Origin of the sequence: Pseudomonas sp. P1.31 (assembly GCF_001269815.1) — a bacterium.
Taxonomy (GTDB): Bacteria; Pseudomonadota; Gammaproteobacteria; order Pseudomonadales; family Pseudomonadaceae; genus Aquipseudomonas; species Aquipseudomonas rustica.
In genome coordinates, this window is the sequence record NZ_LHVN01000007.1 from 96,061 (window position 1) to 114,811 (window position 18,751).

General features: G+C 57.8%; 15 protein-coding genes and 2 tRNA genes. 15 read left to right on the forward strand and 2 right to left on the reverse strand.

Annotated features, from left to right (window positions below):
- Positions 1-5: 5 nt before the first annotated feature.
- Positions 6-1,421 carry a DNA cytosine methyltransferase gene (locus tag AD669_RS03695; RefSeq protein ID WP_053117023.1) on the reverse strand — a complete coding sequence of 472 codons (1,416 nt, stop codon included), beginning with the start codon at positions 1,419-1,421 and terminating at the stop codon, positions 6-8.
- A gap of 288 nt (positions 1,422-1,709) precedes the next feature.
- Here AD669_RS03695 and carA point away from each other — a divergent pair, with 288 nt between their 5' ends.
- The 4 genes from carA to AD669_RS03715 all read left to right on the forward strand — a co-directional run bounded on the left by carA (position 1,710) and on the right by AD669_RS03715 (position 7,106).
- A complete protein-coding gene (gene carA / locus AD669_RS03700; protein ID WP_053117024.1) occupies positions 1,710-2,846 on the forward strand; it encodes a glutamine-hydrolyzing carbamoyl-phosphate synthase small subunit in 1,137 nt (378 codons plus the stop codon).
- A gap of 126 nt (positions 2,847-2,972) precedes the next feature.
- Positions 2,973-6,194: a carbamoyl-phosphate synthase large subunit gene (gene carB, locus AD669_RS03705; RefSeq protein ID WP_053117025.1), complete on the forward strand. Its 3,222-nt coding sequence runs from the start codon at positions 2,973-2,975 to the stop codon at positions 6,192-6,194.
- A 2-nt stretch (positions 6,195-6,196) separates the two neighbouring features.
- Positions 6,197-6,673, forward strand: a complete 477-nt coding sequence (greA, locus tag AD669_RS03710) for a transcription elongation factor GreA (protein WP_053117947.1) — start codon at positions 6,197-6,199, stop codon at positions 6,671-6,673.
- Positions 6,674-6,701: 28 nt separating this feature from the next.
- The gene (locus AD669_RS03715) at positions 6,702-7,106 is read left to right on the forward strand and encodes a hypothetical protein (protein ID WP_053117026.1); all 405 of its coding nucleotides are present in this window, start codon (positions 6,702-6,704) and stop codon (positions 7,104-7,106) included.
- Between the two features lie 9 nt (positions 7,107-7,115).
- On the opposite strand, the gene AD669_RS03720 is transcribed toward AD669_RS03715, so the two are convergent.
- Positions 7,116-7,424 carry a YhbY family RNA-binding protein gene (locus AD669_RS03720; RefSeq protein ID WP_053117027.1) on the reverse strand — a complete coding sequence of 103 codons (309 nt, stop codon included), beginning with the start codon at positions 7,422-7,424 and terminating at the stop codon, positions 7,116-7,118.
- A gap of 101 nt (positions 7,425-7,525) precedes the next feature.
- Between AD669_RS03720 and rlmE the strand changes: the two genes are divergently transcribed.
- The 11 genes from rlmE (at position 7,526) to infB (ending at position 18,663) form a co-directional block, all read left to right on the forward strand.
- Complete coding sequence (gene rlmE / locus AD669_RS03725) at positions 7,526-8,155, forward strand: 23S rRNA (uridine(2552)-2'-O)-methyltransferase RlmE (protein ID WP_053117028.1); 630 nt, start codon at positions 7,526-7,528, stop codon at positions 8,153-8,155.
- 203 nt (positions 8,156-8,358) lie between these two features.
- Positions 8,359-10,269, forward strand: a complete 1,911-nt coding sequence (ftsH, locus tag AD669_RS03730) for an ATP-dependent zinc metalloprotease FtsH (RefSeq protein ID WP_053117029.1) — start codon at positions 8,359-8,361, stop codon at positions 10,267-10,269.
- 8 nt (positions 10,270-10,277) lie between these two features.
- Positions 10,278-11,129: a dihydropteroate synthase gene (gene folP, locus AD669_RS03735; protein WP_053117030.1), complete on the forward strand. Its 852-nt coding sequence runs from the start codon at positions 10,278-10,280 to the stop codon at positions 11,127-11,129.
- A 16-nt stretch (positions 11,130-11,145) separates the two neighbouring features.
- A complete protein-coding gene (gene glmM, locus AD669_RS03740) occupies positions 11,146-12,483 on the forward strand; it encodes a phosphoglucosamine mutase (RefSeq protein ID WP_053117031.1) in 1,338 nt (445 codons plus the stop codon).
- A 65-nt stretch (positions 12,484-12,548) separates the two neighbouring features.
- The gene (tpiA, locus tag AD669_RS03745; RefSeq protein WP_053117032.1) at positions 12,549-13,304 is read left to right on the forward strand and encodes a triose-phosphate isomerase; all 756 of its coding nucleotides are present in this window, start codon (positions 12,549-12,551) and stop codon (positions 13,302-13,304) included.
- Between the two features lie 4 nt (positions 13,305-13,308).
- Complete coding sequence (gene secG, locus AD669_RS03750) at positions 13,309-13,695, forward strand: preprotein translocase subunit SecG (protein WP_016986497.1); 387 nt, start codon at positions 13,309-13,311, stop codon at positions 13,693-13,695.
- A 22-nt stretch (positions 13,696-13,717) separates the two neighbouring features.
- Positions 13,718-13,803: transfer RNA gene (locus AD669_RS03755), tRNA-Leu, on the forward strand.
- Between the two features lie 97 nt (positions 13,804-13,900).
- Positions 13,901-13,977 (forward strand) — tRNA-Met (locus tag AD669_RS03760).
- A gap of 139 nt (positions 13,978-14,116) precedes the next feature.
- Entirely contained in the window at positions 14,117-14,575 is a 459-nt protein-coding gene (gene rimP / locus AD669_RS03765; RefSeq protein WP_008088338.1) for a ribosome maturation factor RimP, read from the forward strand.
- 47 nt (positions 14,576-14,622) lie between these two features.
- Positions 14,623-16,104 carry a transcription termination factor NusA gene (gene nusA / locus AD669_RS03770; protein ID WP_053117033.1) on the forward strand — a complete coding sequence of 494 codons (1,482 nt, stop codon included), beginning with the start codon at positions 14,623-14,625 and terminating at the stop codon, positions 16,102-16,104.
- A 27-nt stretch (positions 16,105-16,131) separates the two neighbouring features.
- Positions 16,132-18,663 (forward strand): translation initiation factor IF-2, encoded by a 2,532-nt coding sequence (infB, locus tag AD669_RS03775; protein WP_053117034.1) that lies wholly within the window; start codon positions 16,132-16,134, stop codon positions 18,661-18,663.
- Positions 18,664-18,751: the final 88 nt, after the last annotated feature.

Below are 18,751 nucleotides of genomic sequence, written 5' to 3' on the forward strand. Positions count from 1 at the left end.
GTGAATCAGGCCAGTTCCAGGTCGAATTGGAGCTTCTTCTTCTGCTGCTCGAACACTTGCAGCCAGTCGTTGTGCGACGTGGCCTGGTAGCGCGAGAAGCGGAAGTCCTGCGGCGGCGCCTGATCGGTGCCGCTGAGCAGGTCGCGAATCAACTTGCCGACCGCATGGCCGAGGCTGACCGGTACGGCGTTGCCGACCTGTTTGTATTGCTCGATCAGCGGGCCGGCCAGTTGCCAATCGTCCGGAAACTCCTGGATGCGTTTGTATTCCTGAATCGACAGCGGGCGATCCTCTTCCGGGTGCGCGAGGTCGGTGGCCGGCATGGCCGGGTGAGTGACCAGCGTCGGCGAGGGTTTTTCCCAATGCAGACGGCGCAGGAAACCGGTTTTGCCGCCGCCGGAGAAATACGACTTGCCGAGAGCTTCTTGCTGCAAGTCCGGAGTCAGGCTGCGCCAGTTCTGTCCGGCGGTGAGCATGCGGTAGTACTTGAGGCGTTTTTCCGGGAAGTTCAGGTGCGTGTGCTGATCCAGACCGACCAGTGCGCCGCGCAGCTTGTTCCAGACCGGCAAGCCATGGGAGCCGTCTTCGGAGTGGGTCGGCGTCAGGAATGGCGCTTCTTTGCCATCGCGGGAGCAGACAATGATGACCCGCTCGCGAATTTGCGGCGTGCCGAAATTCGCTGAGTTGTACAGGTTGAACGTGCAGGTGTAGCCGGCACGTCGCAGCACGCTGATGACGAAGTTAAGCGCGCCGCCCTTCATTTCGTCGAGGGACAGATCGGGGAATTCGCTGCCGCGCTGATTGTGCGGGCGATGATCCATCGGGCACGACAACAGCCCGCGCACGTTCTCGATCACGATGAAGCGAGGGCGAATTTCCAGCGCCAGATCGATGTACTTGAGGAAGGCGTTGCCGCGATCATCATTGAACGCCTTGCGCTTGCCGGCGGTGCTGAAGGCCTGGCAGGGCGGGCCGCCGACGATCAGGTCGACGTCTTCGGCGCGCACCTGTGCGGCTTCCAGCACTTGCTCGGCGGTGCAGTCATTGATGTCACCGAGCAGCGCGGTGTTGGGGCGATTCAGGGTGATGGTCTGGCGGCAATGCTTGTTCGATTCGCAGGCCAGGCGGATATCGAAACCAGCCTTTTCCAGGCCGAGATCGAGGCCCATGGCGCCGGAGAAAAAACTCAGAGCGATAGGTTTGCGCTCGCTCGACGACGTCTGCACGGCGTAAGCAGGGTGATCTTGTGCAATCATATGTGCGGTTCGGAGCCCGTAATTTTTTAAGCTGGCGTGGTCGATGATCCAGGTGTTACCGATCTTTTCGGACTGGAGGTCGCCGTTGCGGCAAAGGGTTCTGACCCGTTGCGTACTGACATTCAGCAGCGTGGCGGCGTCAGCGATGCTGATATGGGTACTCATTCAGGGTTTCTTGCTCGAAACTTGAGATGGGTACCTATTCTAGAGAGGGGTGAAGGGGTGTCAACCGTGCCATCACCGTGGTCGCGCGTCGCCATGCCTTTATAAGGCGAGTTTGTGTGTGTTTCGCCCTTCCGAAATCGAGGTCTTTCCTGTAAGCTACAGCTTTAGTGTGTCCACTAAAAGCGCGCAGAATAATTCAGTGAAGAAGCGGGGTGACGTGTCCATACGTCACTCCGCTTTTTTACAACCTGCGATTGCCCCTTCATGCTTTATTTACGGGAGGTCTTCTTGACTAAGCCAGCCATACTCGCCCTTGCTGATGGCAGCATTTTTCGCGGCGAAGCCATTGGAGCCGACGGTCAGACCGTTGGTGAGGTGGTGTTCAACACCGCAATGACCGGCTATCAGGAAATCCTTACCGATCCTTCCTACGCCCAACAAATCGTTACCCTGACTTACCCGCACATCGGCAACACCGGCACCACGCCGGAAGACGCCGAGTCCGACCGCGTCTGGTCCGCTGGCCTGGTCATTCGTGACCTGCCGCTGGTAGCGAGCAACTGGCGTAACACGATGTCCCTGTCCGATTACCTGAAAGCCAACAACGTTGTGGCAATCGCCGGTATCGACACCCGCCGCCTGACCCGCATCCTGCGTGAAAAAGGCGCACAGAACGGCTGCATCATGGCCGGCGACAACATCTCCGAAGAAGCTGCAATCGCTGCTGCGCAAGGCTTCCCGGGCCTGAAGGGCATGGATCTGGCGAAAGTCGTCAGCACCAAGAAGCAATACGAATGGCGCTCGACTGTCTGGGATCTGAAAACCGACAGCCACGCGACCATCGAAGCCTCCGAGCTGCCTTACCACGTGGTTGCCTACGACTACGGCGTCAAGGTCAACATCCTGCGCATGCTGGTCGAACGCGGCTGCCGCGTCACCGTCGTACCTGCCCAGACCCCAGCGGCCGATGTGCTGGCGCTGAAGCCGGACGGCGTGTTCCTGTCCAACGGCCCGGGTGATCCGGAGCCATGCGACTACGCGATCAAGGCGATCAAGGAAGTCCTGGAAACCGAAATTCCGGTATTCGGCATCTGCCTCGGTCACCAACTGCTGGCTCTGGCCTCCGGCGCCAAGACCCTGAAAATGGGCCATGGCCACCACGGTGCCAACCACCCGGTACAGGATCTGGACACTGGCGTTGTGATGATCACCAGCCAGAACCACGGTTTCGCGGTAGACGAAGAAACCCTGCCAGCCAACGTGCGTGCGATCCACAAATCGCTGTTCGACGGCACCCTGCAAGGCATCGAGCGCACCGACAAGAGCGCGTTCAGCTTCCAGGGTCACCCTGAAGCGAGCCCGGGCCCGAACGACGTCGCGCCACTGTTCGACCGCTTCATCAACGAGATGGCCAAGCGACGCTAAGCGTTCGCCTTGAGACTGTAGAGAGAAGCCCCTCGAGGGCGGCCCCGGCACCGGCGGCCCCCTCGGGACTTCAGAAATCGATCAAGACGGCTTGCCGACTGACCTGCGGATTTGAGTGACAAACCCATGCCAAAACGTACAGACATTAAAAGCATCCTGATTCTCGGCGCTGGCCCGATCGTTATCGGCCAGGCCTGCGAATTCGACTACTCCGGCGCCCAGGCCTGTAAAGCCCTGCGCGAAGAGGGCTACCGCGTCATCCTGGTGAACTCCAACCCGGCCACCATCATGACCGACCCGGACATGGCCGACGCGACTTACATCGAGCCGATCAAGTGGCAGACCGTTGCCAAGATCATCGAGAAAGAGCGTCCGGACGCTGTGTTGCCAACCATGGGCGGCCAGACTGCTCTGAACTGCGCCCTGGACCTGGAACGCGAAGGCATTCTGGAGAAGTTCGGCGTAGAAATGATCGGCGCCAACGCCGACACCATCGACAAGGCTGAAGACCGTTCGCGTTTCGACAAGGCGATGAAATCCATCGGCCTGGCGTGCCCGCGTTCCGGTATCGCCCACAGCATGGAAGAAGCCAACGCGGTTCTCGAAACCCTCGGCTTCCCGTGCATCATCCGTCCGTCCTTCACCATGGGCGGCACCGGTGGTGGCATCGCGTACAACCGTGAAGAGTTCGAAGAAATCTGCGCCCGCGGTCTCGACCTGTCGCCGACCAAAGAGCTGCTGATCGACGAATCGCTGATCGGCTGGAAAGAATATGAGATGGAAGTTGTCCGCGACAAAAAGGACAACTGCATCATCGTCTGCTCGATCGAAAACTTTGACCCGATGGGCGTGCACACCGGTGACTCGATCACCGTGGCTCCAGCACAAACCCTGACCGACAAGGAATACCAGATCCTGCGTAACGCCTCCCTGGCGGTACTGCGCGAGATCGGCGTCGAGACCGGCGGTTCCAACGTGCAATTCGGTATCTGCCCGGACACTGGCCGTATGGTCGTGATCGAAATGAACCCGCGCGTATCGCGTTCCTCGGCGCTGGCTTCGAAAGCCACCGGTTTCCCGATCGCCAAAGTCGCGGCCAAACTGGCTGTGGGCTACACCCTCGACGAACTGTCGAACGACATCACCGGCGGCAAAACCCCGGCGTCCTTCGAGCCGTCGATCGACTACGTCGTCACCAAGCTGCCGCGCTTCGCCTTCGAAAAATTCGCCAAGGCTGACGCGCGCCTGACCACTCAGATGAAGTCGGTCGGCGAAGTCATGGCCATCGGCCGTACCTTCCAGGAATCCCTGCAGAAAGCTCTGCGCGGTCTGGAAGTAGGCGTTTGCGGTCTGGACGAGAAGCTCGACCTGAGCAACCCGGAAAGCATGAGCGTGCTCAAGCGTGAACTGACCGTGCCGGGCGCCGAGCGCATCTGGTACGTGGCAGACGCTTTCCGCGCCGGCATGACCGTCGAAGAAATCTTCGCGATGAACATGATCGACCCTTGGTTCCTGGTACAGATCGAAGATCTGATCAAGGACGAAGAGAAGGTCAAGACCCTCGGTCTGTCCGCGATCGACCGCGACGTGATGTACAAGCTCAAGCGCAAAGGCTTCTCCGATCAGCGTCTGGCCAAGCTGCTGGGTGTGACCGAGAAGAACCTGCGGACTCACCGTCACAAGCTGGAAGTGTTCCCGGTCTACAAGCGCGTTGACACCTGCGCCGCCGAGTTCGCCACCGACACCGCTTATCTCTATTCGACTTACGAAGAAGAGTGCGAAGCCGCGCCGTCGGGTCGCGACAAGATCATGATTCTGGGTGGTGGCCCGAACCGTATCGGCCAAGGTATCGAGTTCGACTACTGCTGCGTTCACGCTGCCCTCGCACTGCGCGAAGACGGCTACGAAACCATCATGGTCAACTGCAACCCGGAAACTGTTTCCACTGACTACGACACCTCCGATCGTCTGTACTTCGAATCGGTAACCCTCGAAGACGTGCTGGAAATCTGCCGCGTCGAGAAGCCAAAAGGCGTGATCGTCCAGTACGGCGGCCAGACTCCGCTGAAACTGGCTCGCGCTCTGGAAGCCGCCGGCGTGCCAATCATCGGCACCAGCCCTGACGCGATCGACCGTGCCGAAGACCGTGAGCGTTTCCAGCAAATGGTTGAGCGCCTGAACCTGCGTCAGCCGCCAAACGCCACCGTGCGCAGCGAAGACGAAGCAATTCGTGCCGCCAGCAAGATCGGTTACCCGTTGGTCGTACGCCCATCCTATGTACTGGGTGGCCGCGCGATGGAAATCGTTTACGAAGAAGAAGAACTCAAGCGCTACCTGCGTGATGCGGTGAAAGTGTCCAACGACAGCCCGGTGCTGCTCGACCACTTCCTCAACTGCGCCATCGAAATGGACGTGGACGCGGTCTGCGACGGCAAAGACGTTGTCATCGGCGCAATCATGCAGCACATCGAACAGGCTGGCGTTCACTCCGGTGACTCGGCGTGCTCGCTGCCGCCGTACTCGCTGCCTGCGCACATCCAGGACGAGATGCGCGAACAGGTCAAGAAGATGGCCCTGGAGCTGGGCGTTGTCGGTCTGATGAACGTACAGTTGGCGCTGCAAGGCGAAGACATTTACGTCATCGAAGTCAACCCGCGTGCCTCCCGTACCGTGCCGTTCGTATCGAAGTGCATCGGTGTTTCCCTGGCCATGATCGCTGCCCGCGTGATGGCTGGTAAAACCCTGAAAGAAATCGGCTTCACCAAAGAAATCATCCCGAACTTCTACAGCGTGAAAGAGGCGGTCTTCCCGTTCGCCAAATTCCCTGGCGTTGACCCGATCCTCGGCCCAGAAATGAAGTCGACCGGTGAAGTGATGGGCGTCGGCGACACCTTCGGTGAAGCATTCGCCAAAGCCCAGATGGGCGCGAGCGAAGTGCTGCCGACCGGCGGTACTGCGTTCATCAGCGTACGTGACGACGACAAGCCATTGGTTGCAGGCGTGGCCCGTGATCTGATCAACTTGGGTTTCGAAGTGGTTGCCACTGCCGGTACTGCCAAGCTGATCGAAGCCGCAGGCCTGAAAGTGCGCCGTGTGAACAAGGTGACCGAGGGTCGTCCGCACGTGGTCGACATGATCAAGAATGACGAAGTCACGCTGATCATCAACACCACCGAAGGTCGTCAGTCGATCGCTGATTCGTACTCCATTCGTCGTAATGCCTTGCAGCACAAGATCTACTGCACCACTACCATTGCTGCTGGCGAAGCTATCTGTGAAGCGCTGAAGTTCGGTCCGGAAAAGACCGTGCGCCGCTTGCAAGATCTACACGCAGGATTGAAGGCATGAGCATAACCAAATACCCAATGACTGTTCAGGGCGCCAAAGCCCTGGAAGAAGAACACACTCACCTGACCAAGGTCGTCCGTCCGAAGCTCAGCCAGGACATCGGTACGGCTCGCGAGCTGGGTGACTTGAAGGAAAACGCTGAATACCATGCCGCGCGCGAACAGCAAGGCATGGTCGAGGCGCGGATTCGTGACATCGAAGGCCGGATTCAGAATCAGGTCATCATTGATGTCACGTCGATCCCGCACACTGGCAAAGTGATTTTCGGCACGACCGTGGAAATTGCCAACGTCGAGACGGATGAGCGCGTTACTTACCACATCGTGGGTGAGGACGAGGCTGACTTCAAACTCGGCAAGATTTCCGTCGGTTCGCCACTGGCCCGCGCCTTGATTGCTAAGGAAGAGGGTGATGTGGTGGCGGTTAAAACGCCTGGTGGCGTGATCGAGTACGAGATTGTCGAAGTCCGTCACATCTGAAAAAGGGCGCCCGCTGCACGCGGGCGCCATGCTTTGGCAGCTGACCCAGATGTTATGGGTCGGCGGTCTATGGCTTATTCATCTCGGTTTGCAGCCGGCACTGGGCAAAATTGGCCTGGCGCCGCTGCTGATCGATGAAGTAGCCGCTGCATTTGAAGTGCTGGTGGTGGGATTCGCTGCCGCTTGCGTGATATTTCAGGCTTTGGTGCTGGTTCAGGCCGAAGGCCTTGCCAGTCTATGGCGGGATTTTCGCGGGCAGGTGCTGCTGATGGCGTTGTACGCGTGCGCGATGTTTGTCGCGGTGCGTGTCGGCTGGCCGGAGGCGCAGCGCTGGCAGGAATTCAGTTTTCTGATTCTGGGCTTTTCCGGTTTGATACTGGTAATGCAACCGGTGCCGGGGTGGAGTGTCAGGGTGCGCGAAGCACACCCTTGACCCCTGTCATCACTTGAAGCGATGAACGTTCGACAGCTGCTTGTTGGCGCTGAAGTTCTTGCGATACACCAGTGCCATCTTGCCGATGACCTGTACCAGATCCGCTTTGCCGACCTTGCACAGCTCTGCGATTTGCGCCAGGCGCGCTTCGCGATCAAGGATGGTGAGCTTGATCTTGATCAGCTCGTGATCCGCCAATGCACGTTCAAATTCGGCTAACACACCTTCTGTCAAACCATTGTCGGCTACCGTCAAAACGGGTTTCAGATGGTGGCCAATGGATTTGTACTGTTTCTTCTGCTCTTGAGTGAGCGGCATAATCTGACCCTTTCGTCTGGATTCTGTAAAATGGCGGCCATTTTACCCGAGGGCTCGTGGATCCGCCCAATTAATCACGACCCTAATTATCGAGGTGCCCAATGGCGCGTTCCAAGACAAGCCTTGGTTGGCTGAAAAGACATGTTAATGACCCGTATGTGAAGCAGGCCCAGAAGGATGGCTACCGCTCGCGTGCGAGTTACAAGCTTCTGGAAGTCCAGGAGAAGTACAAGCTGATCCGTCCCGGCATGAGCGTTGTCGACCTGGGCGCAGCGCCTGGCGGCTGGTCGCAGGTCACCAGCCGGTTGATCGGCGGTCAGGGGCGTCTGATCGCCTCGGACATTCTGGAAATGGACAGCATTCCGGACGTGACTTTCATTCAAGGTGACTTCACCGAGGATGCAGTGCTCGCACAGATCCTTGAGGCGGTAGGTAATTCGCAGGTGGACCTTGTGATTTCCGATATGGCCCCCAATATGAGTGGTACGCCCGAAGTGGACATGCCCAAAGCCATGTTTCTTTGTGAACTGGCGCTAGACTTGGCGGAGCGAATCCTCAAGCCGGGCGGTAATTTTGTAATCAAGATTTTTCAGGGTGAAGGGTTCGATACCTACCTGAAGGATGCTCGCAAGAAGTTCGACAAGATCCAGATGATCAAGCCGGACTCTTCTCGAGGCACCTCCCGCGAGCAATACATGCTGGCTTGGGGCTACCGCGGGCGTAGTGAGTAAAACGGAGTTTTTTTGGCGGGGTGATAGGTTTTTCGTATTTCGCCCCGAGCGCATTAGCGAATATTGTGTAGAAAGTGTTTCACAAAGGGTTACAGACGGCGCCTGCCAGAGCCGTAGGTAATGTAGTAAGTTAGGCCGGTGAATATCATGCGAAGCGCGCGCCAGTAGCGGAGCTTGCTTCAGAGGGTAGTTAATTGAACGATATGGCAAAGAATCTGATCCTGTGGTTGATCATCGCGGCTGTCCTGGTGACAGTGATGAACAACTTCTCCAGCCCTAACGAGCCGCAGACCCTCAACTATTCCGACTTCATCCAGCAGGTCAAGGATGGCAAGGTCGAACGCGTAGCGGTTGATGGCTATGTGATTACCGGCAAACGCAACGATGGCGACAGCTTCAAGACCATTCGTCCGGCGATTCAGGACAATGGCCTGATCGGCGATCTGGTCGACAATCACGTTGTGGTTGAAGGCAAGCAGCCTGAGCAGCAAAGCATCTGGACCCAGCTTCTGGTGGCCAGCTTCCCGATCCTGGTGATCATCGCGGTGTTCATGTTCTTCATGCGCCAGATGCAGGGCGGTGCCGGCGGCAAGGGCGGGCCGATGAGCTTCGGCAAGAGCAAGGCGCGCCTGCTCTCCGAAGATCAGGTAAAAACCACGTTGGCTGACGTTGCCGGTTGCGACGAAGCCAAGGAAGAAGTGGGCGAGCTGGTTGAATTCCTCCGTGACCCGGGCAAGTTCCAGCGCCTGGGCGGTCGTATTCCTCGCGGTGTGCTGATGGTCGGTCCTCCGGGTACCGGTAAAACCTTGCTGGCCAAGGCGATTGCCGGCGAAGCCAAAGTGCCGTTCTTCACCATTTCCGGTTCTGACTTCGTCGAGATGTTCGTCGGTGTCGGTGCCAGCCGTGTGCGTGACATGTTCGAGCAGGCGAAGAAACACGCGCCTTGCATCATCTTCATCGACGAAATCGACGCCGTCGGCCGCCATCGTGGCGCCGGCATGGGTGGTGGTCACGATGAGCGTGAGCAGACTCTCAACCAGTTGCTGGTTGAGATGGACGGCTTCGAAATGAACGACGGCATCATTGTTATCGCTGCAACCAACCGTCCTGACGTACTCGACCCTGCGCTGCTGCGTCCGGGCCGTTTCGACCGTCAGGTTGTTGTCGGTCTGCCGGATATCCGTGGTCGCGAGCAGATCCTCAAAGTCCACATGCGCAAAGTGCCAATGGGTGACGACGTCGCTCCGGCCGTGATCGCACGTGGTACTCCGGGCTTCTCCGGTGCTGACCTGGCTAACCTGGTCAACGAAGCGTCGCTGTTCGCTGCACGTAGCGGCAAGCGCATCGTCGAGATGAAAGAATTCGAACTGGCCAAAGACAAGATCATGATGGGCGCCGAGCGCAAATCGATGGTCATGTCCGAGAAAGAAAAGCAGAACACTGCTTATCACGAAGCGGGCCACGCCATTGTGGGTCGCGTCGTGCCTGAGCATGATCCGGTCTACAAGGTGTCGATCATCCCGCGCGGTCGTGCACTGGGTGTGACCATGTTCCTGCCGGAAGAAGATCGCTACAGCCTGTCCAAGCGCGCACTGATCAGTCAGATCTGCTCGCTGTACGGCGGCCGTATTGCTGAAGAAATGACACTGGGCTTCGACGGTGTTACCACCGGTGCTTCCAACGACATCATGCGTGCCAGCCAGATTGCACGGAACATGGTGACGAAATGGGGCCTGTCGGAAAAACTCGGTCCGCTGATGTACGCCGAAGAAGAGGGCGAAGTGTTCCTCGGTCGCGGCGGTGGTGGTCAGGCTGCCAGCTTCTCTGGTGAGACTGCCAAGCTGATTGACTCCGAAGTGCGCAGCATCATTGATCAATGCTACGGCACGGCCAAGCAGATCCTCACGGACAACCGTGACAAGCTCGATGCCATGGCTGACGCTCTGATGAAGTACGAAACGATCGATGCTGAACAGATCGACGACATCATGGCCGGTCGCACACCTCGCGAACCTCGCGACTGGTCGGGTGGCACGGGTACACCGCCGCCTCCTCCGGTTGTTCAGGATGAGCGTCCGGAAACACCGATTGGCGGTCCGGCTGCTGACGTTTAAGGTTTGAAATGACTTTTGCACAGTCCCTGACCCGGTTGCCTTGCGGCAACCGGGTTCTTGATTTGGCCCATACGCATGTCATGGGCATTCTCAATGTCACTCCCGATTCTTTCTCCGACGGCGGCCGCTACAGCCAGCTCGACGCGGCCCTGCGCCACGCCGAAGCCATGGTCGCCGCTGGTGCAACTCTGATCGATGTGGGCGGCGAGTCGACTCGCCCCGGCGCGCGTGCGGTTTCGCCGCTTGAAGAGCTTGAACGCGTCGCGCCGATCGTCGAGCTGATCAATCGCGAGCTTGATGTAGTTATTTCGGTTGATACCTCGACGCCTGCCGTGATGCGCGAAACGGCGCGGCTCGGTGCTGGTCTGATTAACGATGTCCGTTCATTGCAGCGTGATGGTGCACTGGATGCAGCAGCGGCAACTGGTTTGCCGGTGTGCCTGATGCATATGCTGGGTGAGCCTGGCGATATGCAGGACAATCCGCATTATCAGGATGTCACTCGGGAAGTCGGTGAGTTTCTCGCTGAGCGCATGACGCAATGTGCGGCTGCCGGTATTCCTGCCGAGCGAATCATCCTCGACCCGGGGTTTGGCTTCGCCAAAACCCTGCAGCACAATCTAAGCTTGTTCAAGCACATGGAAGCCCTGCATGCGTTGGGCCGGCCGCTGCTGGTGGGCGTTTCTCGTAAAAGCATGATCGGGCAGGCGCTGAATCGTCCTGTCGGTGAGCGGCTGCACGGCGGTTTGGCACTGGCGGCACTGGCGTCGCTGAAAGGTGCGCGTATATTGCGTGTCCATGATGTGGCCGAAACGGTAGACGTGGTGCGGATGCTCGCGGCCGTGGAATCAGCTGAATAAGAATGATGGAGCACTTATGAGCAAGAAATATTTTGGTACTGACGGCATTCGTGGTCGAGTCGGTGAATACCCGATTACCCCTGACTTCATGCTCAAGCTTGGCTGGGCTGCCGGCATGGCGTTCCGCAAGATGGGTGCCTGCAAGGTGCTGGTCGGCAAGGACACGCGGATTTCCGGCTACATGTTCGAATCGGCGCTTGAAGCCGGCCTGACTTCGGCGGGTGCCGATGTGATGCTGCTGGGCCCGATGCCGACGCCGGCCATCGCTTATCTGTCACGTACGTTCCAGGCTGAAGCCGGCATTGTGATCAGTGCCTCGCACAATCCGCACGACGATAACGGTATCAAGTTTTTCTCCGGCAAAGGCACCAAGCTGCCAGATGAGCTGGAGCTGATGATTGAAGAGTTGCTCGACACACCGATGACGGTGGTTGAGTCGAGCAAGATCGGCAAGGTGTCGCGTATCAACGACGCATCCGGTCGTTACATCGAGTTCTGCAAAAGCAGTGTGCCGACCGGTACCAGCTTCTCCGGGCTGAAAATTGTTATCGACTGCGCCCACGGTGCGACCTACAAGGTAGCGCCTAGCGTGTTCCGCGAGCTGGGTGCTGAAGTGGTGGTGCTGTCGGCGCAACCTAATGGCTTGAACATCAACGACAACTGCGGCTCGACCCATATGGGCCAGTTGCAGGCGGCGGTGCTGGCTGAGCATGCTGATCTGGGTATTGCCTTCGATGGCGACGGTGATCGCGTGTTGATGGTCGATCACACCGGTGCCATCGTTGATGGTGACGAGTTGTTGTTCATCATCGCCCGTGACCTGCATGAACGCGGCAAACTGCAAGGCGGCGTGGTTGGTACGCTGATGAGCAACCTGGGTCTTGAGTTGGCGCTGGCGGAGCTTTCAATTCCGTTTATCCGTGCCAATGTCGGCGACCGCTATGTGATTGCTGAATTGCTCGAACGCAACTGGCTGGTCGGTGGTGAAAATTCCGGGCACATCGTTTGCTTCAATCACACCACGACCGGTGATGCGATCATCGCGGCGTTGCAGGTGCTGATGGCGCTCAAGACTCGTAACGAGGGTCTGGCGCAAAGCCGTCAGGCGCTGCGCAAGTGCCCTCAAGTGCTGATCAACGTGCGTTTTGGCGGCGGCGATAATCCGCTGGAGCATCCTGCTGTCAAGGAAGCCAGTGCGCGTGTGACCCAGGCAATGGCGGGTCGTGGTCGTGTGCTTTTGCGCAAGTCCGGGACAGAGCCTCTGGTGCGCGTCATGGTCGAAGGCGAGGACGAAACGCAGGTTCGAAGCTACGCCGAAGAACTGGCAAAACTGGTAACTGAAGTTTCTGCCTGATTCGGCTTGCAAGGCATGATTGTGTTGGGTAACATCTGCGCCCACTTTGACCGACGAGGTACAGCATGCGTCGCCCTATGGTAGCTGGTAACTGGAAGATGCACGGTACCCGCGCCAGCGTCGCTGAGCTGATCAACGGCCTTCGTCATCTGGCCTTGCCAAGCGGTGTTGATGTCGCGGTATTCCCGCCTTGCTTGTATATCAACCAAGTGGTTGATGGCTTGAAAGGTAAATCGATTTCGGTCGGTGCGCAGAATTCTGCGGTGGAATCCATGCAAGGTGCATTGACCGGTGAAATTGCACCGAGTCAGTTGGTGGATGCAGGTTGTTCCCTTGTGCTTGTCGGGCACTCCGAACGCCGCCAGATCATGGGCGAGCGAGACGGGATGCTGAATCGCAAGTTCGCAGCGGCACAGGCATGTGGCTTGATTCCGGTGTTGTGTGTAGGGGAAACCCTCGAGCAGCGCGAAGCCGGGAAAACTCTTGAGGTTGTCGGGCGTCAGCTGGGCAGCATCATCGAGGAGCTGGGTGTTGGTGCTTTTGCAAAAGCAGTCATTGCTTACGAGCCTGTCTGGGCCATTGGCACCGGACTGACTGCAACGCCGCAACAGGCGCAGGATGTGCATAAAGCCATTCGCGAGCAGTTGGCGGCAGAGAATTCTGAAGTCGCACGAGGTGTGCGGCTTCTATACGGCGGCAGCGTGAAGGCGGCCAATGCGGTCGAACTGTTCGGCATGCCGGATATCGATGGGGGGCTCATTGGTGGAGCTTCCCTGAATGCAGATGAGTTCGGTGCGATCTGTCGCGCCGCGGGAAACTGAAAAAATGCTGGAAACAGTCGTAGTCGTTTTTCATCTGCTGGGTGCATTGGGCGTAGTTGCTCTGGTTTTGCTGCAGCAGGGTAAGGGTGCGGACGCTGGCGCGTCTTTCGGAGCAGGTGCTTCAAATACTGTGTTCGGAAGCCAAGGTTCCTCTACCTTTCTTAGTAAGTTTACTGCTATACTTGCCGCCGGTTTCTTCATAACCAGCTTAGGGTTAGGTTACTTTGCTAAAGAGAAAGCTCATCAGCTGACTCAAGCAGGTTTGCCAAACCCGGCAGTGTTGGAAGTACCTAAGCAACAACAACCGGCTTCTGATGATGTCCCGGTGCTTCAAGAGCAAAAGTCGGCTACTCCAGCGACTGACGTACCTCCAGCTCAAGAGCAGAAGTAAGAAGGGTTTCAAACGTAGTTTTGCCGAGGTGGTGGAATTGGTAGACACGCAACCTTGAGGTGGTTGTGCCCATAGGGTGTAGGGGTTCGAGTCCCCTTCTCGGTACCAATTAGTCAGGAGAGCCCGCTGTTGCGGGCTTTCTTGCAGGTGGAAGGTTACATTGACCCTATAAGGGATCGGTCGTATACTTCCGCCCCAGCTTTGTCGCGGGGTGGAGCAGTCTGGTAGCTCGTCGGGCTCATAACCCGAAGGTCGTCGGTTCAAATCCGGCCCCCGCAACCAGTTTAAGGAGCCCCTTTTCAGGGGCTTTTTGTTAGCTGGACACTTTCAACGCCGCTGTTCGACGGCGTTTCAAGGATGGGCGTTTCGCCCATTTTTTTATTTTGCAAAGCATGCACATATCATGCACTAGGGGGTTCAGGTGTCGAGCAAGCTAGAAGAGTTGCAGGCCTTGCTGGCCCCGGTGGTCGTGGCCCTGGGCTATGAATGCTGGGGTATCGAGTTTTCGGCTCAGGGTCGTCACTCGATGTTGCGCGTTTATATCGATAAAGAGGGTGGCGTGCTGGTGGACGATTGCGCCATTGTCAGCCGTCAGATCAGTGGTGTGCTGGATGTTGAAGATCCAATCACCGTTGAATACACCCTTGAAGTTTCCTCGCCTGGCATGGAGCGCCCACTGTTCACTATTGAGCAGTTCGCCCAGTTTGTCGGTGAACAAGTGAAGATCAAGCTGCGCTCGCCTTTTGAAGGTCGACGCAACTTTCAGGGCCTTCTGCGCGGTGTAGAAGAACAGGATGTCGTGGTGCAGGTAGACGACCATGAATTCCTGTTGCCGATCGATATGATCGACAAGGCCAACATTATTCCCAGTTTTGACTGAGACGCGGATCCCGCGGATCCAATGGCTTGCGAAAGGCGAGGCGTACGATGAGCAAAGAAGTACTGCTGGTTGTTGAGTCGGTATCCAATGAAAAGGGCGTACCGGCAAGCGTAATTTTTGAAGCGCTGGAGCTGGCTTTGGCCACTGCTACCAAAAAGCGTTTTGAAGACGAAGTTGACCTGCGTGTGGAAATTAACCGCCACACCGGGGCATACGAAACTTTCCGTCGCTGGACGGTCGTCGAAGAGAATGATCTCGACGATCCGGCCATCGAAACCTGGCCGAGCAAGGTTGCTGAAACGCATCCGGGTGCCAACGTTGGCGACGTCGTCGAAGAAAAGATCGAATCCATCGAGTTCGGCCGCATTGCTGCACAGACTGCCAAGCAAGTCATCGTGCAGAAAGTGCGTGAAGCCGAGCGCGCTCAAGTGGTTGACGCTTATCGCGAGCGCCTGGGAGAAATCATCTCCGGCACCGTGAAGAAAGTCACCCGCGACAACGTGATCGTCGATCTGGGTAACAACGCTGAAGCGTTGCTGGCCCGTGAAGACATCATTTCTCGCGAAACCTTCCGTGTCGGCGTGCGTCTGCGTGCGCTGCTCAAGGAAATCCGCACCGAGAACCGCGGCCCGCAGCTGATCCTGTCGCGTACCGCGCCGGAAATGCTGATCGAGTTGTTCCGCATCGAAGTGCCGGAAATTGCTGAAGGCCTGATCGAAGTGATGGCAGCGTCCCGTGATCCGGGTTCGCGCGCCAAGATCGCCGTCCGCTCCAAGGACAAACGCATTGACCCACAAGGTGCTTGCATCGGTATGCGCGGTTCGCGCGTCCAGGCAGTGTCGGGTGAGTTGGGCGGTGAGCGTGTTGATATCGTTCTTTGGGACGACAACCCGGCTCAGTTCGTGATCAACGCCATGTCCCCGGCTGAGGTTGCGGCAATTATCGTTGACGAAGATGCCCACGCAATGGACATCGCCGTTGGCGCAGACAATCTGGCTCAGGCCATCGGTCGCGGTGGTCAGAACGTGCGTCTGGCTAGCCAGTTGACTGGCTGGACCCTGAACGTGATGACCGAATCGGACATCCAGGCTAAGCAGCAAGCAGAAACCGGCGACATCCTGCGCAACTTCATCGACGAGCTGGAAGTCGACGAAGACCTGGCACAGGTGCTGGTAGATGAAGGCTTCACCAGCCTGGAAGAGATTGCCTACGTACCGGTGGAAGAAATGCTCAACATCGACGGCTTTGACGAAGATACCGTCAACGAGCTTCGCGCTCGTGCCAAGGATCGTTTGTTGACCAAAGCCATCGCTACTGAGGAAAAGCTGGCAGACGCCCATCCGGCCGAAGACCTGCTCTCGCTTGAGGGTATGGACAAGGATTTGGCGATGGAACTGGCGGTGCGCGGCGTAATTACCCGCGAAGACCTGGCCGAGCAGTCTATTGACGACCTGCTCGACATCGACGGCATTGACGATGATCGTGCCGGCAAGTTGATCATGGCCGCCCGAGCCCACTGGTTCGAGTAATTAGGCGCGGCCTGAGGAGAGAAGTGCATGACGCAAGTCACGGTGAAACAACTGGCCGATGAGGTCAAAACACCGGTAGAGCGCCTGTTGCAGCAGATGCGTGAGGCAGGTCTGCCGCACACCGCCGCCGAAGAAAATGTGACTGACAGTGAGAAGCAGTCCCTGCTGACTCACTTGAAAAGCAGCCACAAGGCGAAAGTGGAAGAACCACGCAAGATCACGCTGCAGCGTAAAACCACCAGCACCCTGCGTGTTGCTGGCAGCAAAAGCATCAGCGTTGAAGTCCGCAAAAAGAAAGTTTTCGTACAGCGCAGCCCGGAAGAAATCGAAGCCGAGCGCAAGCGTGAACTGGATGAGCGTCGCGCAGTAGAAAATGCTGCCCGTCAGAAGGCTGAAGAAGAAGCCAAGCAACGCGCCGAAGTAGAAGCGCGTAATCAGCCTGCTGCTGCGCAGAACGCTAATAGCGCCCCTGCTGCTGCGCCGGTTGCCGCTGCCGAACCTGTACGCGAAAGCGCACCGGTCTCTGCCGCTGCTCCAGCGCCGTCTGCTGAAGTTCGTAACAAGCAGAACGAACAGCGCCGTCCGGACAAGCCACGTGCTGACGATAACAATCGTCGCAGCGGTGGCGGTGATGGCGAGCGCAAAAACGCTCCGCATCGCGCCTCGGTCAAAGAAAAAGCGCCGGCTCCACGTGTGGCGCCACGCACTACCGACGAAGAAAGCGATGGCTTCCGTCGTGGTGGTCGCGGCAAGGCCAAGCTGAAGAAGCGCAACGCTCACGGTTTCCAGAGCCCAACCGGCCCTGTCGTGCGTGATGTGCAGATCGGCGAGACCATCACGGTTGGCGATCTCGCCAATCAGATGTCGGTCAAGGCTGCTGAAATCATCAAGTTCATGTTCAAACTGGGTACTCCAGCGACCATCAACCAGGTGCTTGATCAGGAAACTGCTCAACTGGTAGCAGAAGAACTGGGCCACAAAGTGACCCTGGTCAGCGACACCGCCCTGGAAGATTCCCTGGCCGAGTCCCTGAAGTTTGAAGGTGAGTCGTTCTCCCGTGCACCAGTCGTGACCGTAATGGGCCACGTTGACCACGGTAAAACGTCCCTGCTCGACTACATCCGTCGTGCCAAGGTAGCTGCTGGCGAAGCCGGTGGTATCACCCAGCACATCGGTGCATACCACGTTGAAACCGAACGCGGCATGGTCACCTTCCTCGACACCCCGGGTCACGCCGCGTTTACCGCAATGCGTGCTCGTGGTGCCAAGGCGACTGACATCGTGATCCTGGTGGTTGCAGCGGACGACGGCGTGATGCCGCAGACCATTGAAGCTGTTCAGCACGCGGTAGCGGCTGGCGTTCCACTGGTTGTAGCGGTGAACAAAATCGACAAGCCGGGCGCCGATCTCGATCGCATCCGTAGCGAACTGTCGGTTCACGGCGTGACCTCCGAAGAGTGGGGCGGTGATACGCCGTTCGTACCGGTTTCGGCGAAAGTCGGTACTGGCGTGGACGAACTGCTCGAAGCTGTTCTGCTGCAAGCTGAAGTTCTCGAACTGAAAGCAACTCCATCGGCTCCTGGCCGTGGCGTTGTGGTTGAATCGCGTCTCGACAAAGGTCGTGGCCCGGTTGCAACCGTTCTGGTTCAAGACGGTACCCTGCGTCAAGGCGATATGGTGCTGGTCGGTTCGAACTATGGCCGCGTGCGCGCCATGCTCGACGAGAACGGCAAGCCAATCAAAGAAGCCGGTCCTTCCATCCCTGTCGAGATCCTCGGCCTGGACGGTACCCCGGACGCTGGCGACGAGATGAGCGTTGTTGCTGACGAGAAGAAAGCCCGTGAAGTGGCTCTGTTCCGTCAAGGCAAGTTCCGCGAAGTCAAACTGGCTCGCGCTCACGCCGGCAAGCTGGAAAACATCTTCGAAAACATGGGTCAGGCCGAGAAGAAGACGCTCAACATCGTCCTCAAATCCGACGTCCGTGGTTCGCTGGAAGCGTTGAACGGTGCCTTGAATGGCCTGGGCAACGACGAAGTACAAGTGCGCGTAGTAGGCGGCGGCGTGGGTGGTATCACCGAATCCGACGCTAACCTGGCACTGGCTTCCAACGCTGTACTGTTCGGCTTCAACGTGCGTGCCGATGCTGGCGCACGGAAGATCGTCGAGCAGGAAGGTCTGGATATGCGTTACTACAACGTGATCTACGACATCATCGAAGACGTCAAGAAAGCCCTGACCGGTATGCTCGGCAGCGATGTTCGCGAGAATATCCTGGGTATCGCCGAAGTGCGTGACGTGTTCCGTTCGCCGAAGTTTGGCGCGATCGCTGGTTGCATGGTGATCGAAGGTGTTGTGCACCGAAACCGTCCAATCCGCGTACTGCGTGAAGACATCGTTATCTTCGAAGGCGAGCTGGAATCTCTGCGCCGCTTCAAGGATGACGCTTCCGAAGTACGTGCCGGCATGGAATGCGGTATCGGCGTTAAGAGCTACAACGACGTTAAAGTCGGCGACAAGATCGAAGTCTTCGAGAAGGTTCAGGTTGCTCGCAGCCTCTAACTCGCGCACTTCAGGAGCCGTGATGGCCGGCCGCACCCAAGGGTGTGGCGCATCACAAGGACTCTAAACGCAACGCCCGGTCTGGCAT